The following is an 18,599-nucleotide window of genomic DNA, read 5'->3' on the forward strand; positions in this document are numbered from 1 at the left end:
GACATGCTCGGGCGAACCGAACCCCGGTAAGCGCTTGCCCAGCGTGGAGAGGACACAGGTGGCAGACGGACGACGGCCGCAGGCCCTGCTCGTCATGGATTCCGCGAGTTTCGGCGTGCAGTTCCACGACGAGCAGTTGCGTCGGCTGCGCGGACTCGCCGAGCTGGGCGAGCCCGTCATGACCGAGGAGCTGGACACGCCGGCCGTCCGCCGCCGCCTGCGCGAGGTCGAGGTGCTGCTGACCTCGTGGGGCTGCCCGGAGCTGACCGCCGAGCGGCTGGCGGACGCGCCACGCCTGCGCGCGATCTTCCACTGCGCGGGGTCGGTGCGCTTCTTCGTCACCGACGAGGTGTGGCGTCGCGGCATCCTGGTCACCACCGCCGCCGACGAGAACGCGATCCCGGTCGCCGAGTTCACCCTCGCCGCGGTCATCTTCGCCGGCAAGAAGGCCCCGTTCCTGGCCCAGGACGCGCGCAGGCACCGCGACGACTGGTCCTACGCCACCCGCCGGGGAGAGCTGTCCAACCGCCGCCGCACCATCGGGGTCGTCGGCTTCTCCCGCGTGGGACGCCGGGTCGTGGAGCGGCTGCGCGACCTCGAGATGGACGTCCTGGTCGCCGACCCGTACGCGGGCCGGGACGAGGTGAGGGCGGCGGGCGGCGAGCTCGTCCCGCTCACCGACCTGCTGTCACGCTGCGACGTGCTCACCCTGCACGTCCCCGCGCTGCCGGCCACCCGCCACCTCATCGGGGCCGCCGAACTGGCCCTGCTGCGTGACGGGGCCACCGTCATCAACACCGCACGCGGCGCCGTGCTGGACACCGCCGCCCTGGAGCGCGAGTGCGTCGCCGGACGGCTCGACGCGATCCTCGACGTCACCGAGCCGGAGCCGCTGCCGGCCGGCTCGCCCCTCTACGACCTGCCCAACGTCATGATCACCCCCCACATCGCCGGGTCGCTCGGATCGGAGACCCGGCGGATGAGCGAGAGCGCGCTCGACGAACTCGAACGCCACCTGTCGGGCCGCCCGCCCCGCGCGGCCGTGACGGCCGACGAGTTCCCGGTGAGCGCCTGAGCCTCGAGGAGACCGAGCCCATGACCACTTCGACCAGACATCTCACCAAGGGCCTGGCGGCCACGGCCGCGCTCGCGCTCGCGCTGACCGCCTGCGGGTCGGGCGGCGGCGAACCCGCCGCGGACGGCACCACCACGCTGACCGTCACTGTCTGGAACCTGGCCAAGACACCCGAGTTCAAGGCCCTGTTCGACGCCTTCCAGAAGGCCAACCCGGGCGTCAAGATCCAGCCGGTCGACATCCTCGCGGACGACTATCCCGAGAAGGTCACCACGATGCTGGCCGGCGGCGACAAGACCGACGTGATCACGATGAAGAACGTCACGGACTACTCGCGCTACTCCAGCCGCGGGCAGCTCGCCGACCTCACCGACCTGGTCAAGTCGGCCGACACCAGCAAGCTGGCCGGGCTCGACGCGTTCGACGTGAGCGGGAAGTACTTCGCGCTGCCGTACCGGCAGGACTTCTGGCTGCTCTACTACAACAAGAAGCTCTTCGACGAGGCCGGGACGGAGTATCCCGACGGCCTCACCTGGGACGAGTACGCCGAGCTGGCCAAGAAGCTGACCAAGGGCGAGGGCTCCGAGAAGGTCTACGGCACCTACCACCACACCTGGCGCTCGGTCGTGCAGGCCGTCTCGGCGGCGCAGACCGGCGGCGACCAGCTCGGCGGCGACTACGCGTTCTTCACCGACCAGTACACGATGGCGGTCGGGCTGCAACAGGCCGGCGCGGCGATCGACTTCGGTACCGCGACCTCGCAGAAGTCGGACTACCGGACGATGTTCGAGACCGCGAAAACCGCCATGATGCCCATGGGCACCTGGTACATCTCCGGCATCCTGGAGGCCAAGGCGGGCGGCGCCACGGACGTCGAGTGGGGGCTCGCGCCGATGCCGCAGCGCCCGGGGGCGACCGAGGTGACGACGTTCGGCTCGCCGACGGCGTTCGCGGTCAACAACCGGGCCGAGCACGCCGACCTGGCCAGGAAGTTCGTGCAGTTCGCGGCGAGCCAGGCGGGCGCCGAGGCGATCACCAAGGTGGGCGTGGTGCCGGCGTTGCAGAGCCCGGAGATCACCGAGGCGTACTTCGCCCTCGACGGCATGCCGACGGACGAGCTGTCGAAGAAGGCGTTCGAGCCGGACAAGGTCGTGCTGGAGATGCCCGTCAGCGAGCACACCTCCGACGTCGACACCATCCTCAACGAGGAGCACCAGCTGATCATGGTCGGCGACAAGACGGCGGCCGAGGGCATCCAATCCATGAACGACCGCGTGAAGAGCGAAGTGCTCGACTAGGGGTCACGGAATGGCTCAGGCAACGGCGCCGGGACCCGCCCGCGTGCGGCGGTCCCGGCGGGCCATCCTCGTCGGGTGGAGCTTCATCCTCCCGAACTTCCTCGGCTTCGCGCTGTTCACGCTGGTGCCCATGGCGGCGGCGTTCGCGCTGGCGTTCCTCGACTGGGACTCCTACGGGACGCCCGAGTGGGTCGGGCTGGAGAACTTCGAGCAGCTGATCGGCGACGAGAACTTCCACGTCGCGCTGCGCAACACGCTCTACTACGCGGCCGGGCACATCCCGCTGACCCTGGTGGCGGCGCTGGCGCTGGCGATCGTGCTGAACAGGAAGCTGCGCGGGGTGAACTTCTTCCGCACCGCGGCGTTCTTCCCGTACATCACGTCGCTGGTGGCGGTCGCGGCGGTGTGGAACATGTTGTTCAACCCGACCGCCGGGCCGGTCAACCAGGTGCTGGAGGCCCTGGGCGTCGCCGAGCCGCCGCGCTGGACGGCCAGCACGGACTGGGCGATGCCGGCGGTGATCGTCACCAGCGTCTGGCGCGACATGGGCTACTACATGGTGCTCTACCTGGCCGGCCTGCAGACGATCCCGCGCGAGTACTACGAGGCCGCCCGGGTCGACGGCGCGGGCGCCTGGCAGCGGTTCTGGAACATCACGCTGCCGTGCCTGCGGCCCACCACGTTCTTCGTGCTGGTCATGCTGACGATCCAGAGCTTCAAGGTGCTCGACCTGATCGTCGTCATGACCGACGGCGGCCCCGGCCGCAGCACGCTCGTGCTGGCGCAGCTCGTCTACCGCGAGGGCATCACCGAGGGCCGGTTCGGCTACTCCTCGGCCATCGCGCTGGTGCTCTTCGTCATCGTGCTGACGGTCACCGTCGCCCAGTTCCGGCTCAACGAGCGGAGGAACACCCCATGACCACCCTGCAGGACGCTCCCCAGACCGTCGCTCCCCCTGAGCCGTCCCCCGGCGCCCGGCCTGGAGCCGGGGTGGCGCGCACGGTGCTGGCCTACGCCGCGCTCGGCGCCGCCACGCTGCTCGTGCTGCTGCCGCTGGTGTGGATGGTCTCGTCCGCGCTCAAACGGGACAACGAGGTCTTCGCCATCCCGGTCGAGTGGATCCCGCGGGAGTTCCGCTGGTCGAACTTCGTGGAGATCTGGGACCGTGTCCCGCTGCTCACGTATCTCGGCAACTCGGCGTTCCTGTCGGTCACCATCGCCTTCCTGCAGGTGCTGACGGGCAGCTTCGCCGCGTACGGGTTCGCCAAGGTGCGCTTCCCCGGCAGGGACGCGTTGTTCCTGGCCTACATCGCCACGATCGCGGTGCCGTGGCAGGCGTACATGGTGCCGCAGTACATCATGATGCAGCGGGCCGAGCTGACGAACACCTTCTGGTCGATCATCCTGCTGCAGGCGTTCGGCGCGTTCGGGGTCTTCCTGATGCGGCAGTACTACATGTCGATCCCCGACGACCTGTGCGAGGCCGCGCGCATCGACGGTCTCAGCGAGTACGGCATCTACCGGCGCATCATGCTGCCGCTGTCCAAACCGGCGCTCGCCAGCCTCGCCCTGCTCACGTTCGTCAGCACGTGGAACGACTACATGGGCCCGTTCATCTATCTGACCAGCAACGAGCTGTGGACGGTCCAGCTCGGCCTGCGCTCCTTCGTCGGCCAGTACGAGGCCGAGTACGCCATGATCATGACCGGTGCCGTGCTGTCGGTGCTGCCGATCCTGGTGATCTTCCTGTTCGGCCAGCGGTACTTCATCCGCGGCATCGCCACCAGCGGGCTGAAGGGGTGAGCCGGATGAGGGTGCTGCGCCCGGCCCGGCAGGAGACGTACGAGCGGGTGTTCTCCACCGTCTACGTCGGCCTCATGACGAACGTGCTGCTCGCCGTCGCGTGCGCGCCGCTGCTGGCGGCGCTGGCGATGGTGCGCGACCCGCTCGCTTCGTGGCCGTTCTTCGCCGTGTTGTCGCTGGTGTGCGCGCCGGCGCTGGCCGGGGCGTTCGGCTGCTTCGCGGCGCTCGGCGCGGGCTCCACGGACGTGCTGCGCGCGTTCTGGGGCGGCTACCGGCGGGCCGCGGGACGGTCGCTGCTGATCTGGGCGGCCGGCGTCGCGGCGGTGACCGTGCTGGTCCTGGACGCGGCCGTGCTGTGGCCGACGGCCTGGGGGCCGGCGCTGGTGCCGTTCTTCTGCACGGCCGCCGGGCTGGTGGTGGCGGTGGCGTTCGCGCTGCTCACGCTCGCCGCCGAGACGTCCGTACGCCTGCGCGCCCTGGTGCGGCCGTGCCTGTACCTGGTGGCCAGGCGGTGGTACCTGGCCGTGGCCGACGTCGTGGTGCTCGGTCTCGCGGTGGCCGCCGTCCTGACCCGGCCGGTGCTCGGCGTGCTCGTGCTCTGCTCGCCGCTGCTCTACGCCGCCTGGGCCACCACCCGGTACGTCGTCGCGCCGCTGCTCCGGAATCGGTGAAATCACCGGCTTCACAAGGGGCCCTTTCAGTCATGACATCGGCGGGTAACACTGGACGGCGTGTCCCCTGTCGATCGCGTACCCGTGCTGCGCGGCCGCGGCGAGGAGGAGCGCGCCCTGCGGCGCCTGCTCGACGGCGCCACGACCGGCTCCGGCGGTGCTCTGGTGCTGGCGGGCCCGCCCGGCATGGGGAAGACGGCCCTGCTCGACCTGGCCGCCGCCCACGCCTCACCCGGTTTCCGCGTCCTGCGGGTGTCGGGCGTGGAGCCGGAGTCGCGACTGCGGTACTCGGGGCTGCACGCCCTGCTGCACCCGATCGCGGCGGCCGCACGGCTGCCCGACGCGCAGGCCGGCGCCCTTGCCGCCGCGCTGGAGTCCGGCGCCGCCGGCGGTGGGCTGGCGCTGCCCGCCGCCGTGCTCGGCCTGTTGTCGGCGGTGGCCGCCGAACGGCCGGTCCTGGCCTGCGTCGACGACGCCGACCTGCTCGATCCGGCCAGCCGCGAGGTGCTGTCGTTCGCGGCCCGGCGGCTGTCGGGCGCGCCGGTGGTGCTGCTGTTCGCGGCCCGGTCGCCCGGCCGTGACCTGGCGGGGCTGCCGGTCCGCGTGCTGGAGGGGCTGGACGCGGCGGCCGTCCGTGAGGTGGCCGGCGACCTCGCGCCCGGCAAGGTCGCCGAGGACCTGCTGGCGGCGGTGGACCAGATCGCCCGCGGCAACCCCCTCGCGCTGGCCGAGCTGATCGGCGCGCTCACCCCTGACCAGCTGGCCGGCCTGGCCGCCCCGCCCGTCGCGCCGCCCAGGGACGGCCGGCTGTGGCGGGCGCACGCCGACCGCCTGGCCGCGTTACCCGCGCGGGCCCGGCGGCTCCTGCTGCTCGTCGCCGCCGACCCCGGCGTGGAGGCCGAGACCCTGATCCGCGCGGCCCGCCCGGCCTGCGCCCTCGCCGCCCTGGAGCCGGCCGAACACGCCGGCCTGCTGCGCTGCGCCGACGACCGCTACGACTTCCCCGACCCGGCCGTACGCGCCGTCGCCTACCACAGCGCCTCCCTCCTCCACCGCCGTCAGGCCCACCGCCTGCTCGCCCACCTCCTGGAGAGCCGAGGTCGCGACGGGCGAACAGGGCGGCGGTTGCGGTGGGCGTGGCATCGGGCCTGGGCGCGCGACGGAGACCCCGCGCGGCTGGCCGGCGAGCTGGCCGAGGCGGCGCTCGGGGCGCGGCAGGCGGGTGGCCATCCGGAGCCGTACCTGGCGTTGGCGAAGGCCGCCGAGTTGACGCCGCACGACGACCCGGCCAAGGCCGAGCGGCTGGCCGCCGCCGCGCGGCACGCGTGGGTGGCGGGCCGGCCGCAGGCGGCCCGTTCGCTGCTGGCCGGGCTGCGTTCGCTGACCACCGCGCCCGACGGGCTGCGCGGCCGGGTCCAGCTCCTGCACGGCAGCCTGGAACTGCTCGGCGGCGAGACCCGCAGCGCCCGCGAGGAGCTGCTGTCGGCCGCGGCCTGGCTGCTGGAAAGTCACCGCATGCTGGGCGTACGCGCGCTCGTCCGGGCCGCCGACGCCAGCTACCGCGCCGGTGACAACCGGGCGTTCCTCGCCATCGCCCGGCAGGCCGCGGCGCTGCGCCGCCCCGACGAGACGGTGGCGACGCAGCTGATGTTCGAGTACCTGGCCGGGATGGCCTTCACCTTCAGCGGCTCCCACCGGGAGGCGGCCGGCCCGCTGCGCCGGGTCGTCGAGCTGGCCGGCAGCATACGCGACCCCGCCGTGCTGGTGTGGGCGTGCGTGGCCAGCATGCTGCTCGGCGAGGACGACACCGCCCACCGGCTGTCGGCCCGCGCCGTCGAGGCCGCCCGCCTGCGCGGCGCCGCCTCCGCCGTGCCGCAGCTGCTGGAGTACACGATCTACCCGGAGATCTGGATGGGCCGCTACCCGTCCGTGGCGGCGACCGCGGCCCAGGGCCTGAGCCTGGCCAGGGAGACCGGCCAGCTCAACACGGCGGCCCAGCACCTGGCCTGGCTGGCGATCACCGCGGCCGTCGAGGGCGACCAGGAGACGTGCCGCATCCGCGCCGACGCCGCCATCGACCTGGCCGAGGCCCACGGCCTCGGCGTCGCGGGAGCGGTCGCCACCTGGGCGCTGTCCTATCTCGACCTGGCCGCCGGACGTCCCGCCGACGCCGCCAACCGGTTGCGCGCCGAGCGGCGTACCAGCAGTCACGTGGTCATCCGGGTCATGTCGACGCCGCACTTCATCGAGGCGTGCGCGCGTACGGGCGACCGGGTGCGGGCGGCGTCGGCGCTCCGGGTGCTCGAACGCTGGGTGGGCAGCACCAGCAGCCCCGGCCTGCGCGCGCTGGTGGCCCGCTGCCGGGCGCTGCTGGCCCCGCCGGGGGAGGCGGAGGAGCTGTTCCAGGAGGCGCTCGACCTGCACGGGCAGGCCGCGTACGAGTTCGAGGCGGCCCGCACCCGCCTGCTCTACGGCAGTGCCCTGCGCCGCGAGCGCCGCCCCGGCGCGGCGAGGACTCACCTGCACGCCGCCCTGGAGACCTTCGAGCGGTACGGCGCCCGCCTGTGGACCGAGCAGGCCAGGGCCGAGCTGCGCGCCTCCGGCGAGCCGGTCCGCCCTGCGCCGGAGGCGGCCGCCGGGGAGCTCACGGCGCAGCAGCTGCAGATCGCCCGCATGGTCGCCGAGGGCGCCACCAACAAGGAGGTGGCCGAGCAGCTCTTCCTGAGCCGCCGCACGGTCGAGCACCACCTGAGGAACGTCTTCAGCCGCCTCGGCATCCGCTCCCGCGTCGAACTGGTACGCCTCATGTCCTGACCGCGAGACCGGTGATTTCGCCGATGCACGGCCGGCCGCGCCTTCCAACAATGGCGGCAGACAGCAGTCACCCCCCGACGAGCAGGGAGTATGACGACGTGCAGCTCACCCCCCGAACCGGCGCGCGAACGTTCACCAGGCTCCTGACCGGGCTCCTCACCGGTCTCGCCCTCACCGCCGGCGCCCTGGCCGCCCCCGCCCAGGCCCACGCCGCGAGTCCGTACGAGCGCGGCCCCGACCCCACCGACGCCCTCCTGGAGGCGAGCCGCGGCCCGTTCTCGGTCGCGACGCAGAGCGTCTCCTCGCTGGTGCTCGGCTTCGGCGGCGGCGAGATCTACTACCCGACCGACACCAGCCAGGGCACGTTCGGCGCCATCGCCATCTCACCCGGGTACACGGCCAGGTGGTCCAGCCTCGACTGGCTCGGCCCGAGGATCGCCTCGCACGGCTTCGTCGTGATCGGCATCGAGACCAACACGCTCTACGACCAGCCCGCGAGCCGGGGCCGGCAGTTGCTCGCGGCTCTCGACTACCTGGTCGAGGACAGCTCGCTCACCATCCGCAGCCGCATCGACCCGGACCGGCTCGCGGTGGCCGGGCACTCGATGGGCGGCGGCGGCTCGCTGGAGGCGGCCGACGACCGGCCGTCGCTGCAGGCGGCCGTGCCGATCGCGCCCTGGAACTCCGACAAGTCGTGGCCGGCCGTCCAGGTGCCCACGATGATCACCGGTGGTGAGAGCGACAGCATCGCCCCGGTCTCCACCCACGCGCAGCTCTTCTACGAGAGCATCCCGTCGTCGGCCGAGAAGGCGTACCTGGAGCTGAACGGCGCCAGCCACTTCTTCCCGCAGACCACCAACACCACCATGGCCAAGTCGATGGTGGCCTGGCTCAAGCGGTTCGTGGACGACGACACCCGTTACGAGCAGTTCCTCTGCCCGCCGCCCGGCGGGCTCGCGATCGAGGAGTACCGCCACACCTGCCCCAGCTCCTGACCGTATCGATCGGCCCGGCCCCGCACGTCGCGGGCCGGGCTCCGGCCGGGGCTCGCCGTCTCAGGGGGACGGCGGGTCGCCGGCCCGCACGCATCTCATGACGAGGAACACGGGGAAGCGGGCGGCCTCGGGGCGCCTGGCCGCCCAGTCGGGGGCCGGCTCCGGCTCGGCCAGCTCGTCCACCCACAGGCCGTGGCGGCGCAGCGTGTCGACGTACGTGGCGAGCGTGCGGTGGTTGGCGCCCACGCGGCGGCGCAGCGACGACTGCTCACCGTCCGCCCGCCACCAGCCCTCGTCGCGGTAGTCGCCCTCGGACGGCCACGAACCCGACACGCCCGGCCCGCCGGGGAAGCACGGGTGCAGCAGCGAGCAGACGAACACCCCGCCGGGCCGCAGCGCCGCGGCGGCGTTCGCCACCGCCCCATCGAGGTCGTCGATGTCCGACAGCCCGAAACTGCACGCCACCGCGTCGAACAGCCCGAGGCCGGCCAGCGCGGCCGGGCCTGTGACGTCGGTGTGGAGGTAGCGGATGCCCAGGGGCGTCTCGCGTTCGGCGGCCTCCGCCTTGGCGATCAGGGCGGCCGCGAGGTCGGCGGCCACGACGTGGGCGCCCCGGCGGGCGAGCTCGCGGCTGATGCGGCCATGGCCGCAGGCGAGCTCCAGCACCCGGCGGCCCGCCACCGGCCCGAGCAGGGCGAGCAGGCGGACGGAGGCCGGGTCGTCGATGACGTCGCCCCACCCGGACGCGTAGAAGTCGGCGATCTCGTCGTAGCGCGCTTCCCCGGCCATGCCCACGACCCTACGGCGCACACCGTCCGCGGACGCGGCCTGTTCGTCCACCGCTGAACAGCGACATGCCGGAAATCTCGCCACATCAGCGGTTCGATGTCGGATTCCCGCGACAGCGGGGGCGTTGGCCGGCCGGTGGACACCGCCCTCGTCCTGCGCCGGGTCAAGGCCCTCACCTACGAACGTCCGCCCCGGTGACGGCCGCGCGGCAAAGAGTGCGCCATGGGCGCGTCTGGTTGTGGTGGTGAGGGCGCCGCGGGGGCCGGGGCGCGGAGGAGGATCTCCCCGGGTCGAGCAGGCACGCGACGTTCAGGCGGGGGTTACGAACATGGGCAGGCCCGGGATCGCGGCGGTCGTCGCGCTCGCCGTACTGAGCGGGACGGGCGCGAGCGCGGCCGCACCCTCGGAGCTGCGGATCACCGCCTCCGTATCCCCCGAGCCGATGGTGGCCGGCGCGCAGGCCGTGTACGCGCTGACCGTCACCAACGCCGGGGGCCGGGACGCCGGCGAGGTCGCCGTCACCGCGACCCTCGACCGCAATGTCGTGCCCGGCCCCCTCCCCGCCGATTGCGGGCTCGCCGCCCGCACCGTCACCTGCGCGGGCCCGGCCGTCCCCGCGGGCCGCGCCGTCACCTACGAGATCCCGTTCACGACCGACCCGGGCCTGGCGGACGGCACGGTGGTCACCCACCAGGCGCAGGTCGCGGGCGGCGACGCCGTCCCGCTGTCCGCCCGGGTCCGCAGCGCGGCCGACGTCGGGATCGTCAAGACCGCCCGGCTCGCGGCGGGCGGGGACCGCGCCACGTACACGGTGACCGTGACCAACCGCGGGCCGTCGCGGGCGGTGGACGTCACCGTGCGGGACTCCGCCGGCGCCGAGCGGGCCACCGTCGTCGACCGCCCGGCCGAGTGCCCGGGCGCCGGGCCGGACCTGGACTGCCCGCTCGGCGCGCTGGTCCCGGAGGAGAGCCGTACGTTCCGCTACACCGTGGCGGCGGACACCGCCGGCCCGGTCGGGAGCTGCGCCACCGTGCGGGCCGGCGGTCAGGACGACAACCCCGCGAACGACCGGTCCTGCGCTGAGACGATGATCGAGCCCGCCCGGTCGCCGAGCACCCTCCCCAGCCCGGCGGTAACCCCGACGCCGGACGCCCAGGCACCCGAGCCCGCCGAGCAGCCCGCACGCGCGGCCGGTGCGGGTCCCGGCGAACGAGACGACCGGAAGGTGAAGAACGACCAGGCGCCGCCCGCGGAGGAGGTCGCCGGGCGCGACCGTGAGGAGCCCGGCGTGTCCCGGCCTCGTGACGTCGCGAAGGGCGACGCGGTGCGCCCCGCCGACCACGGGCGTCAGGCACTGCCGCTGACCGGCACGTCGCTGTGGATGCTCGGCCTCGGCGTCGCGGTGCTGCTGGCGATCGGCCTGCTGGTCTCCTGTCTCTCCCGCCGCGACGAGGCCGACCGGGCGCGCTGAGCCGTCAGCGCGGCAGCGGCGGGACGGGTGTCTCGCGGGTCCACGACCCGAGCACGAGGTGCGTCTTGGTGCCGGTCACGTCGCCGGCCCGGCGCAGCCGGTCGATCACCTGCTGGAGGTGGCCGAGGTCGCGCACCCGTACGTGGATGAGCGCGTCCGGGTCTCCGGCGATCGTGAACACCGCCTGCACCTCGGGCACGTCGGTGGCGGTGCGGACGATCTCGCTGACCGGCGTCGTGCCGGGGTATCTGAGCTCGGTGAACGCCTCGATGCCCCACCCGAGCTTGGCGTAGTCGATCTGCACGCTGAACCCGGTGATCACGCCGATCTCGCGCAGCCGGTCCACACGCCGCTTGACCGCCGCCACCGACAGCCCGATCTGCTCGGCCATCTCGGAGAACGTCCTGCGTCCGTCCTCGCGCAGCAGTCTTAACACCTTGTGATCGATCTCGTCCACGTCAGGCACGGAGAACGCCCCCTTCAGGCGCAAATAACATCAGCCACGAAGCCCGCGAACCCATATAGTTTGCGTCTTCCGCCTGCTTTCTCGTCTAATACTTGCGCATATCGTGCCCGCGTTGCTGTGCTGGGAATCTCACGTACGAGACCAAGCACGTACGAAGCCAGGAGGTCGTGAGCGTGAGCGAGACTCCCGCACCTGTGTCGCTCGACGACAAGTACACCGCGGCCGACGGCCGGGTGCTCATCTCCGGGATCCAGGCCCTGGTGCGCCTGACCCTGGAGCAGCGCCGCCTGGACGAGGAGCGCGGCCTCGACACGCGTGCCTTCGTCACCGGTTACCAGGGCTCGCCGCTGGGCGGGCTGGACCTGGAGATGGGTCGGGCCGGGCGGTTCCTTGACCAGGCGGGCGTGGTGTTCCAGCCGGGGCTGAACGAGGAGCTCGCCGCCACGGCGGTGGCCGGCACCCAGCTCCTGGAGCAGGTCCCCGGCCGGCGGCACGCCGGGGTGACCGGCTACTGGTACGGCAAGAACCCCGGCCTCGACCGGGCCGCCGACGCCATCCGGCACGCCAACGCCTCCGGCACCTCGGCGCTCGGCGGCGCGGTGGCCTGGATCGGTGACGACCCCGGCTGCAAGTCCTCGACCCTGCCGAGCTCGTGCGAGCCGATGTGCCAGAGCCTGTCGATGCCGCTGTTCGCGCCCAGCACGGTCGCCGAGATCATCGAGTACGGCCTGCACGCGGTGGCCATGTCGCGGGCGACCGGCCTGTGGGCGGCCATGAAGATCGTCGCGGACCTGGCCGACGCCTCGGCCACCGTGGACCTCGGCCCGCCGCGCGAGGACATCCCCGTCCCCGGCGGCGTTTCGCGCGGCCCGGCGCCCGTCCTGCTCGGCGCCGCCGCCCTGGACGCCGAGTACGACATGCTGACCAACCGGCTGGAGGCGGCGCGCGCCTACGCCCGCGCCCACGGCCTGAACCGGATCGTCTCCGGGGCCCGCAACACCGCGCTCGGCATCCTCGCCTCTGGCGTCACGTACGCGGTGGTCGAGCGGGCGCTGTCCGATCTCGGCCTGGACGAGGTGGCCAGGGACGAGCTGGGGCTGCGGCTGATCAAGATCGGCATGCCGTTCCCGCTCGCGTACGACGACCTGGCGGAGATGACCCGCGACCTGGAGCGGGTGCTGGTGGTCGAGGACAAGGTGCCGTTCCTGGAGGGCCACCTCAAGCAGGCGCTGTACGGCCGCGACCGCGTCCCCGCGGTGGTGGGCCGGGAGCTGCTGACCGCCCGGGGCACGCTCAGCGCCGAGGACGTCGCCAAGGCCGTGGCCGCCTGCGTCGGCGAGGACCGGCTGCCCCGCCCGCTCGTCAGGGCCCGGCCCGCGCGCCGCATGCTGCCGCTGGTGGCCGCGCGCACGCCGTACTTCTGCTCGGGCTGCCCGCACAACACCTCGACCCGCGCCTCCGACGGCACGCTGGTCGGCGTGGGCATCGGCTGCCACGCGATGATCGCGCTGGACGGGCACGGGCGCGGCACCCAGGTCGGCATCACCCAGATGGGCGGCGAGGGCGCCCAGTGGATCGGGCTCACGCCGTTCACCGACGACCGGCACTTCGTGCAGAACCTCGGCGACGGCACCTTCCACCACTCCGGCTCGCTGGCGATCAGGGCGGCCGTGGCGGCCGGGGTGACGATGACGTACAAGCTGCTCTACAACGACGCCGTCGCCATGACCGGCGGGCAGCGCGCGGAGGGCCGGCTCGACGTGCCGGCGATCACCCACGAGCTGGCGGTGGAGGGCGTCAGGAAGATCGTGATCACCACGCCGGAGCCCGAGCGGTATCGGGGCGTGCGCCTGGCGCCGATCGCGTCCGTACGGCACCGCGACGACCTGCCCGAGGTCGAGAAGGAGCTGGCCGCGCTGGACGGCGTGACCGTGCTCGTGCACGACGACCGGTGCGCCGCGGAGGAACGGCGGCTGCGCAAGCGCGGCAAGCTGCCCGCGGCGGAGAAGAAGGTCCTGATCAACGAGCGGGTCTGCGAGGGTTGCGGCGACTGCGGCGAGGCGTCGACGTGCCTGTCCGTGCAGCCGGTCGAGACCGAGTACGGCCGCAAGACGCGCATCCACCAGGCCTCCTGCAACACCGACCTGAGCTGCCTGAAGGGCGACTGCCCGTCGTTCCTGCTGGTCGAGCCGGGCACCCGCGAGCCCAGGAAGGCCCCGCCGCCGCCGGCGAACCCGCCGCACCCCGACTCCAGGGTCGGCGACGAGGTGCTGATCAGGATGCCCGGCATCGGCGGCACCGGCGTGGTGACCGTCTCGCAGATCCTGCAGATGGCCGCTCACCTCGACGGCCTGCACGCCGCCGGGCTGGAGCAGACCGGGCTCGCGCAGAAGGGCGGCCCCGTGGTGAGCGACGTGCGGATCTCCAAGCAGCCGCCCGCGGGGTCGCTGCGCGCCTCGAACGGCGGCGCCGACGTGCTCATCGGGTTCGACGTGCTGGGCGCGGCGGCCGACACCACCCTGGCCGTGGCCTCGCCGGAGCGCACGGTGGCGGTGCTGAACACCTCCGTGGTGCCGACGGCCGCCATGGTGACCGGCCGCGCGCCGGTGCCGGGGCACGCGGACGCGGTCACCAGGGTCGAGTCGGTCACCCGCGAGCGGTTCTGCCTCGACGCGCACGCGCTGGCGGAGGCCCTGTTCGGCGACCACATGCCGGCCAACCTGCTGCTGCTCGGCGCCGCGTACCAGTACGGCTGCCTGCCCGTCGGCGCCGACTCGATCGAGCAGGCCATCCGGCTCAACCGGGCCGCCGTCGAGCAGAACCTGGCCGCCTTCCGCTGGGGCCGCGCCGCCGTGGCCGACCCCGAGGCCGTGCGCAGGGCCGTGCTGCCCGCCGAGCCGCCCGAACCGTCCGGGCTGGAGGAGGTCGTGGCCACCCGGGTCGCCGACCTGACCGGCTACCAGAACGCCGCCTACGCCCGTACGTACGCCGAGGACGTGCGGCGCGTGGCCGCCCGCGCGACCGAGCGGGCGGGCGCGGAGGCCGGCACGGCGATCGCCCTCGCCTACGCCCGCGGCCTGCACAAGGTCATGGCCTACAAGGACGAGTACGAGGTCGCCCGCCTGCACCTCGACCCCGTCGAGCGGGAGCGCCGGGAGCGGGAGTTCGGCCGCGACGCGCGGGTGTCGGTGCTGCTGCACCCGCCGGTGCTGCGCGCGATGGGCATGAAGCGCAAGATAGAGGTACGCCGCTCGGCCGGGGTGCTGTTCCGCGGCCTGCGCGCGGCGCGGGTGCTGCGCGGCACGGCGCTCGACGTGTTCGGCCGGGCCGAGGTGCGCCGCGTCGAGCGCGCGCTCGTCGGCGAGTACCGCGCTCTCGTGCGCGCCGCGCTCGACCGGCTCACCCCGTACACCGCGGCGACCGTCGAGGAGATCGCCGGCCTGCCCGACGTGATCCGTGGGTACGAGGACATCAAGCTCGCCCGGGTCGCCGAGTTCCGCGACCGCGCCAAGGCCGCCCTCGGCCGCCTGACCGAGTCCACCCCTCACTAGGAGTTCAACCGTGACCGTCGACCGTCTGCTGCCCGACCAGGACGCCAGGGACCTGATCGACCTGACCAGGGAGATCGCCGACAAGGAGCTGGCGCGCCGGGTGGACGAGCATGAGCGCGCGGAGACGTACCCGGAGGGGTTGTTCGCCACGCTGGGCGCCGCCGGGCTGCTCGGCCTGCCCTACCCCGAGGAGTACGGCGGCGGCGGACAGCCGTACGAGGTGTACCTGCAGGTGATCGAGGAGCTGGCGATGCGCTGGGCGGCCGTCGCGGTGGCCACCAGCGTGCACACGCTCTCGTGCTTCCCCGTGTTCGCGTACGGCACGCGGGAGCAGCGGGAGCGGTGGCTGCCCGACATGCTGGCCGGGCGCCTGATCGGCGGCTACAGCCTGTCCGAGCCGCAGGCCGGCTCCGACGCCGGCGCCCTCGCCTGCAAGGCGGAGCGGGTCGAGACCGGTTACCGGATCACCGGCACCAAGGCGTGGATCACCCACGGCGGCCTCGCCGACTTCTACGCCCTGTTCGCCCGCACGGGCTCGGGCTCGCGGGGCGTGTCGTGCTTCCTCGCGCCCGGGTCGGCCGACGGGCTGACGTTCGGGCGGCCCGAGGAGAAGATGGGCCTGCACGCGGTGCCCACCACCACCGCCCACTGGGACGGCGCGGTCCTCGCGGCCGACCGGCTGATCGGCGAGGAGGGGCAGGGGCTGCAGATCGCCTTCAACGCCCTCGACTCCGGCCGCCTCGGCATCGCCGCCTGCGCCACCGGCCTGGCCCAGGCCGCGCTCGACGAGGCCGTGGCGTACGCGCGGCAGCGCGAGACGTTCGGCAAGAAGATCATCGACCACCAGGGGCTCGCGTTCCTGCTGGCCGACATGGCGGCGGGGGTGGACAGCGCGCGGGCGACGTACTTGGACGCGGCGCGGCGCAGGGACGCGGGGCTCGACTACAGCCGCCAGGCGAGCGTGGCCAAACTGGTCGCCACGGACACGGCGATGAAGGTGACGACGGACGCGGTGCAGGTGCTCGGCGGCTACGGGTACACCCGCGAGTTCCGCGTCGAACGCTTCATGCGCGAAGCCAAGATCATGCAGATCTTCGAAGGCACCAACCAGATCCAACGCCTGGTGATCAGCAGGCATTTGGCCAAGTAGCCCCTGACATGCGAGAACCCCGCTCCCCTGTGCTGGGAGGCGGGGTTCTTTTTCTTGGGACCGGGCCCTAGATGATCATTGTTCCGTCCCTGTTCCGTAAGAAACCTCGCGCGGACGGAACAGCCGGTCGTCGATGGCCTTGCGGGCGCGGTCGTGTGAGCCGGGCATCATGTAGGCGTAGACGCGGAGGGTGAACCCCGGATCGGCGTGGCCGAGGTACTCCGCGAGTTCCCTGACCGAGACGCCGCCAGGCCGCCCAGTCGGGAAGCGGGACGACCCGTTCACGGTCGTTCTTCGGCAGGGCGTAGGCGTGATCGCTGCCCAGCTTCTTGATCTGCCGGCGCACGGGGAGCACATGACCCTCGAAGTCGATGTCCTCCAGGGCGAGGCCGAACAGTTCACCCTGCCGCAGCCCGCAGGCGGCTCCGATCATCGGGAGCAGGCGGAACAGCGGAGGATGAGCGTCGATTACGGCGCTGACTCTCTCGTCCGACCAGGCGGTGATCTCCTCGGCAGTACGCTTGGGCACCTGGACGACCGGTGACTTGGCGGGACTGCGTTTGATCACCTCGTCGGCGACGGCCAGGTGGCCATCCGATTTCCCTTCGGAACTTGGCTCAGCGATTCGAGTCACGTGTCGTCAGATGACGGGCGCAGTCAGGCGCCAGCGGGACAGGCGCGAGATGATCAGGGGTGGCGAGCGACTTTGAGATCGAGTTTCTGCAGGTCAACCTCCCCTATGGGGAAGTCGCAGTCCGCGCTCTCCTGAAGCGGGTGCCGCAGGTTCGAATCCTGCCGGGGGCACTCTGTTCGACCAGGCTTCTCGCGCGCTGACCTGCGCTTTCTCGACCGCAGGTCTTTTGCTTTCCGGGCCCTGGATAGGCCGCCGAGAGCCGCCGGATGCAGCCGTAGGAAATTGATCACGGGACATGCGCGGAATGATCTTGACGCGTTTCCCCAGCTCACTACGGCTGCTACAACGCCTGAAGCATCCAGTGGGATGCATTCGACAGTTCGCGTCGCGCCGATGCAGGCCAATACCGGCGATTCGGCTGCTGCGGCAGGGGCGTGAGATCCAATGCCCCCGAAATTTGCGCCGGCGGTCCAGCATCAGCCCCCGCAGGTACAACCCGCCGGTGGAACGCTGCTCACGCCGCGCAAAGGAGGTGAACACGTCGGCTTCCGGCGGGCAGGCTCGATCACGCGCGCCCGCCGGCGCCCTAGGCGTTCGGCCGGTTTACGCGCCGCCGGCCACAGCGGCGTACACCTCGAAGGTGGTGGCAGCGTCGGCTGGGTCGACATCCGCCAACGTGGGGTCCGGGACGTAGAAGGTGCCGTCCGCGAGCACCGGGCTGGTCACGTCCCGGGCGACCTGCACGTCGAAACCGCGGGGGGCGTAGTGCGCGCCCGGCTCGAGCACGACGTCCGGCGTCTTGCACGACGCGTAGATTTCGCCCGCCACATCTTCCGTTGTGCAGCCCGCGGGCTTCCTGGTGAAGATGGTGCCGGTCGGCAGGTGGATCGAGTAGGTGAGGGCTCCCTTGAAGGGGAGGCTGCCGTAGTTGTAGATCGCCAAGTCGAGGGGGGCGGAGTGGCCCGGCTTGATCGAGGGCAGGTCGGTCTCGCCGGCGTCGTCGCCGTCGAGCACGGGCTTGGAGTGCCCGTCCTGGGCCCAGGCGACGAGGTCGTAGCCCGCCTCCCTGACGATGACCGGCACGGCGGCGCTGTTGTCGTACTCGGGGTCGGAAGGCGCGCTCACCTTCACCGACACCGTGCCGGCCGTGCCCTCCACACCACGGCTGTACAGCGGAGCTCCGAATGACTGGGTGGTGCCGCTCGGCATGTCGGGCAGCCGGCAGGTGTAGCCGCCGGCGTTCGCCGTGCAGCCGTCAGGAACGACGTAGCCGACGCGCGTCTTGTCGAGGTCGTCGACGCCGACGGTGACGGTGATGCCCTTGGCGTCCGCGCCGTCGTTGCGAAGCAGGATCTGGAACGGCTTGGCGTGGGCCTGGGCGACGTTGTTCGCCAGGCTCACGCTGTTGAACATGACGGAGATGGACGGCTCGTCCGCGGCGTACGCCGGGGCCGAGGCGACCGCGAACCCGGCGGCGGCGGTGAGCAGGGCCGCAGTGCCAGTGCGGGCGAAGTTACGGATATGCATTTATCCCCCGATGAAGATGCCTAAGTGCTGTGTGGGAGATTAACGAGTGATCGCCCACTTATGCGGTGTAAGCGTCATTTATGCGTTTTTCTTGCAGAAAGGCGCGCCGAACGTGCAACGGCCCGGCCGTCTCAACCGGCTACCCCTGATCGGCCACGCGGGTCGCCCTCGGTAGTCTCACGACCGGCCGCGTTCGCCTCTGGCGGGGCGCGTGATCTTGATGATGAGGAGTGGCAGGGGACAAGCCGGCGAAGCCGCCGGCTGCGCCGCCGTTCGGGCGGATGTTGCATTGCCCGCCGCTGATGTCGGGGCAGGACGTCCGCTTGTGGCAGACGCAGATGGCGGAGCGCGGCTG

General features: G+C 72.3%; 15 protein-coding genes. 11 read left to right on the forward strand and 4 right to left on the reverse strand.

All coding sequences use genetic code 11. The annotated features are described in order from the left end of the window. The first annotated feature begins 58 nt into the window (after window positions 1–58). The 7 genes from E1286_RS02620 to E1286_RS02650 are packed head-to-tail and all read left to right on the forward strand — an operon-like array spanning window position 59 to window position 8,656. Window positions 59–1,075: a hydroxyacid dehydrogenase gene (locus E1286_RS02620; protein WP_246074356.1), complete on the forward strand. Its 1,017-nt coding sequence runs from the start codon at window positions 59–61 to the stop codon at window positions 1,073–1,075. Window positions 1,076–1,095: 20 nt separating this feature from the next. Beyond that, window positions 1,096–2,373 carry an ABC transporter substrate-binding protein gene (locus tag E1286_RS02625; protein ID WP_132608655.1) on the forward strand — a complete coding sequence of 426 codons (1,278 nt, stop codon included), beginning with the start codon at window positions 1,096–1,098 and terminating at the stop codon, window positions 2,371–2,373. Window positions 2,374–2,383: 10 nt separating this feature from the next. Continuing rightward, a complete protein-coding gene (locus tag E1286_RS02630; protein WP_132608656.1) occupies window positions 2,384–3,292 on the forward strand; it encodes a carbohydrate ABC transporter permease in 909 nt (302 codons plus the stop codon). Next, complete coding sequence (locus tag E1286_RS02635; RefSeq protein ID WP_132608657.1) at window positions 3,289–4,176, forward strand: carbohydrate ABC transporter permease; 888 nt, start codon at window positions 3,289–3,291, stop codon at window positions 4,174–4,176. Before E1286_RS02630 ends, E1286_RS02635 begins: the two co-directional genes overlap by 4 nt. 5 nt (window positions 4,177–4,181) lie before the next feature. Continuing rightward, the gene (locus E1286_RS02640) at window positions 4,182–4,847 is read left to right on the forward strand and encodes a YesL family protein (RefSeq protein ID WP_132608658.1); all 666 of its coding nucleotides are present in this window, start codon (window positions 4,182–4,184) and stop codon (window positions 4,845–4,847) included. A 60-nt stretch (window positions 4,848–4,907) separates the two neighbouring features. Further along, window positions 4,908–7,661: an AAA family ATPase gene (locus E1286_RS02645; RefSeq protein WP_132608659.1), complete on the forward strand. Its 2,754-nt coding sequence runs from the start codon at window positions 4,908–4,910 to the stop codon at window positions 7,659–7,661. 50 nt (window positions 7,662–7,711) lie between these two features. Then, entirely contained in the window at window positions 7,712–8,656 is a 945-nt protein-coding gene (locus tag E1286_RS02650; RefSeq protein ID WP_425464734.1) for an alpha/beta hydrolase family protein, read from the forward strand. 60 nt (window positions 8,657–8,716) lie between these two features. Here E1286_RS02650 and E1286_RS02655 read toward each other — a convergent pair whose 3' ends face one another. Continuing rightward, window positions 8,717–9,445: a class I SAM-dependent methyltransferase gene (locus E1286_RS02655; protein ID WP_132608660.1), complete on the reverse strand. Its 729-nt coding sequence runs from the start codon at window positions 9,443–9,445 to the stop codon at window positions 8,717–8,719. Window positions 9,446–9,773: 328 nt separating this feature from the next. Here E1286_RS02655 and E1286_RS02660 point away from each other — a divergent pair, with 328 nt between their 5' ends. Beyond that, the gene (locus E1286_RS02660; protein WP_165969534.1) at window positions 9,774–10,916 is read left to right on the forward strand and encodes a DUF11 domain-containing protein; all 1,143 of its coding nucleotides are present in this window, start codon (window positions 9,774–9,776) and stop codon (window positions 10,914–10,916) included. 4 nt (window positions 10,917–10,920) lie between these two features. Here the strand turns inward: E1286_RS02660 and E1286_RS02665 are convergent, their stop codons facing one another. Then, a complete protein-coding gene (locus tag E1286_RS02665; protein ID WP_132608662.1) occupies window positions 10,921–11,382 on the reverse strand; it encodes an Lrp/AsnC family transcriptional regulator in 462 nt (153 codons plus the stop codon). 173 nt (window positions 11,383–11,555) lie between these two features. On the opposite strand from E1286_RS02665, the gene E1286_RS02670 reads away from it, so the two are divergent. Beyond that, window positions 11,556–14,933, forward strand: a complete 3,378-nt coding sequence (locus tag E1286_RS02670; protein ID WP_165969535.1) for an indolepyruvate ferredoxin oxidoreductase family protein — start codon at window positions 11,556–11,558, stop codon at window positions 14,931–14,933. A 10-nt stretch (window positions 14,934–14,943) separates the two neighbouring features. After that, window positions 14,944–16,083, forward strand: a complete 1,140-nt coding sequence (locus tag E1286_RS02675; protein WP_132608664.1) for an acyl-CoA dehydrogenase family protein — start codon at window positions 14,944–14,946, stop codon at window positions 16,081–16,083. 75 nt (window positions 16,084–16,158) lie between these two features. On the opposite strand, the gene E1286_RS02680 is transcribed toward E1286_RS02675, so the two are convergent. Further along, the gene (locus E1286_RS02680; RefSeq protein WP_132608665.1) at window positions 16,159–16,368 is read right to left on the reverse strand and encodes a hypothetical protein; all 210 of its coding nucleotides are present in this window, start codon (window positions 16,366–16,368) and stop codon (window positions 16,159–16,161) included. A 25-nt stretch (window positions 16,369–16,393) separates the two neighbouring features. Between E1286_RS02680 and E1286_RS02685 the strand changes: the two genes are divergently transcribed. Then, entirely contained in the window at window positions 16,394–16,627 is a 234-nt protein-coding gene (locus E1286_RS02685) for a hypothetical protein (RefSeq protein WP_132608666.1), read from the forward strand. 693 nt (window positions 16,628–17,320) lie between these two features. Here E1286_RS02685 and E1286_RS02695 read toward each other — a convergent pair. Beyond that, entirely contained in the window at window positions 17,321–18,244 is a 924-nt protein-coding gene (locus E1286_RS02695; protein WP_132608668.1) for a cell wall anchor protein, read from the reverse strand. Between the last annotated feature and the right edge of the window lie 355 nt (window positions 18,245–18,599).

The sequence above is a fragment of the Nonomuraea terrae genome (assembly GCF_004348995.1).
Classification (GTDB): Bacteria; Actinomycetota; Actinomycetes; order Streptosporangiales; family Streptosporangiaceae; genus Nonomuraea; species Nonomuraea terrae.

Excerpts from the sequence above, each read along its gene's own strand:
- E1286_RS02660 (WP_165969534.1), top strand. The coding sequence starts at position 9,774 with ATGGGCAGGCCCGGGATCGCGGCGGTCGTCGCGCTCGCCGTACTGAGC.
- E1286_RS02650 (WP_425464734.1), top strand. The coding sequence starts at position 7,712 with ATGGCGGCAGACAGCAGTCACCCCCCGACGAGCAGGGAGTATGACGAC.
- E1286_RS02640 (WP_132608658.1), top strand. The coding sequence starts at position 4,182 with ATGAGGGTGCTGCGCCCGGCCCGGCAGGAGACGTACGAGCGGGTGTTC.
- E1286_RS02655 (WP_132608660.1), bottom strand. The coding sequence starts at position 9,445 with ATGGCCGGGGAAGCGCGCTACGACGAGATCGCCGACTTCTACGCGTCC.
- E1286_RS02630 (WP_132608656.1), top strand. The coding sequence starts at position 2,384 with ATGGCTCAGGCAACGGCGCCGGGACCCGCCCGCGTGCGGCGGTCCCGG.
- E1286_RS02625 (WP_132608655.1), top strand. The coding sequence starts at position 1,096 with ATGACCACTTCGACCAGACATCTCACCAAGGGCCTGGCGGCCACGGCC.
- E1286_RS02695 (WP_132608668.1), bottom strand. The coding sequence starts at position 18,244 with ATGCATATCCGTAACTTCGCCCGCACTGGCACTGCGGCCCTGCTCACC.
- E1286_RS02635 (WP_132608657.1), top strand. The coding sequence starts at position 3,289 with ATGACCACCCTGCAGGACGCTCCCCAGACCGTCGCTCCCCCTGAGCCG.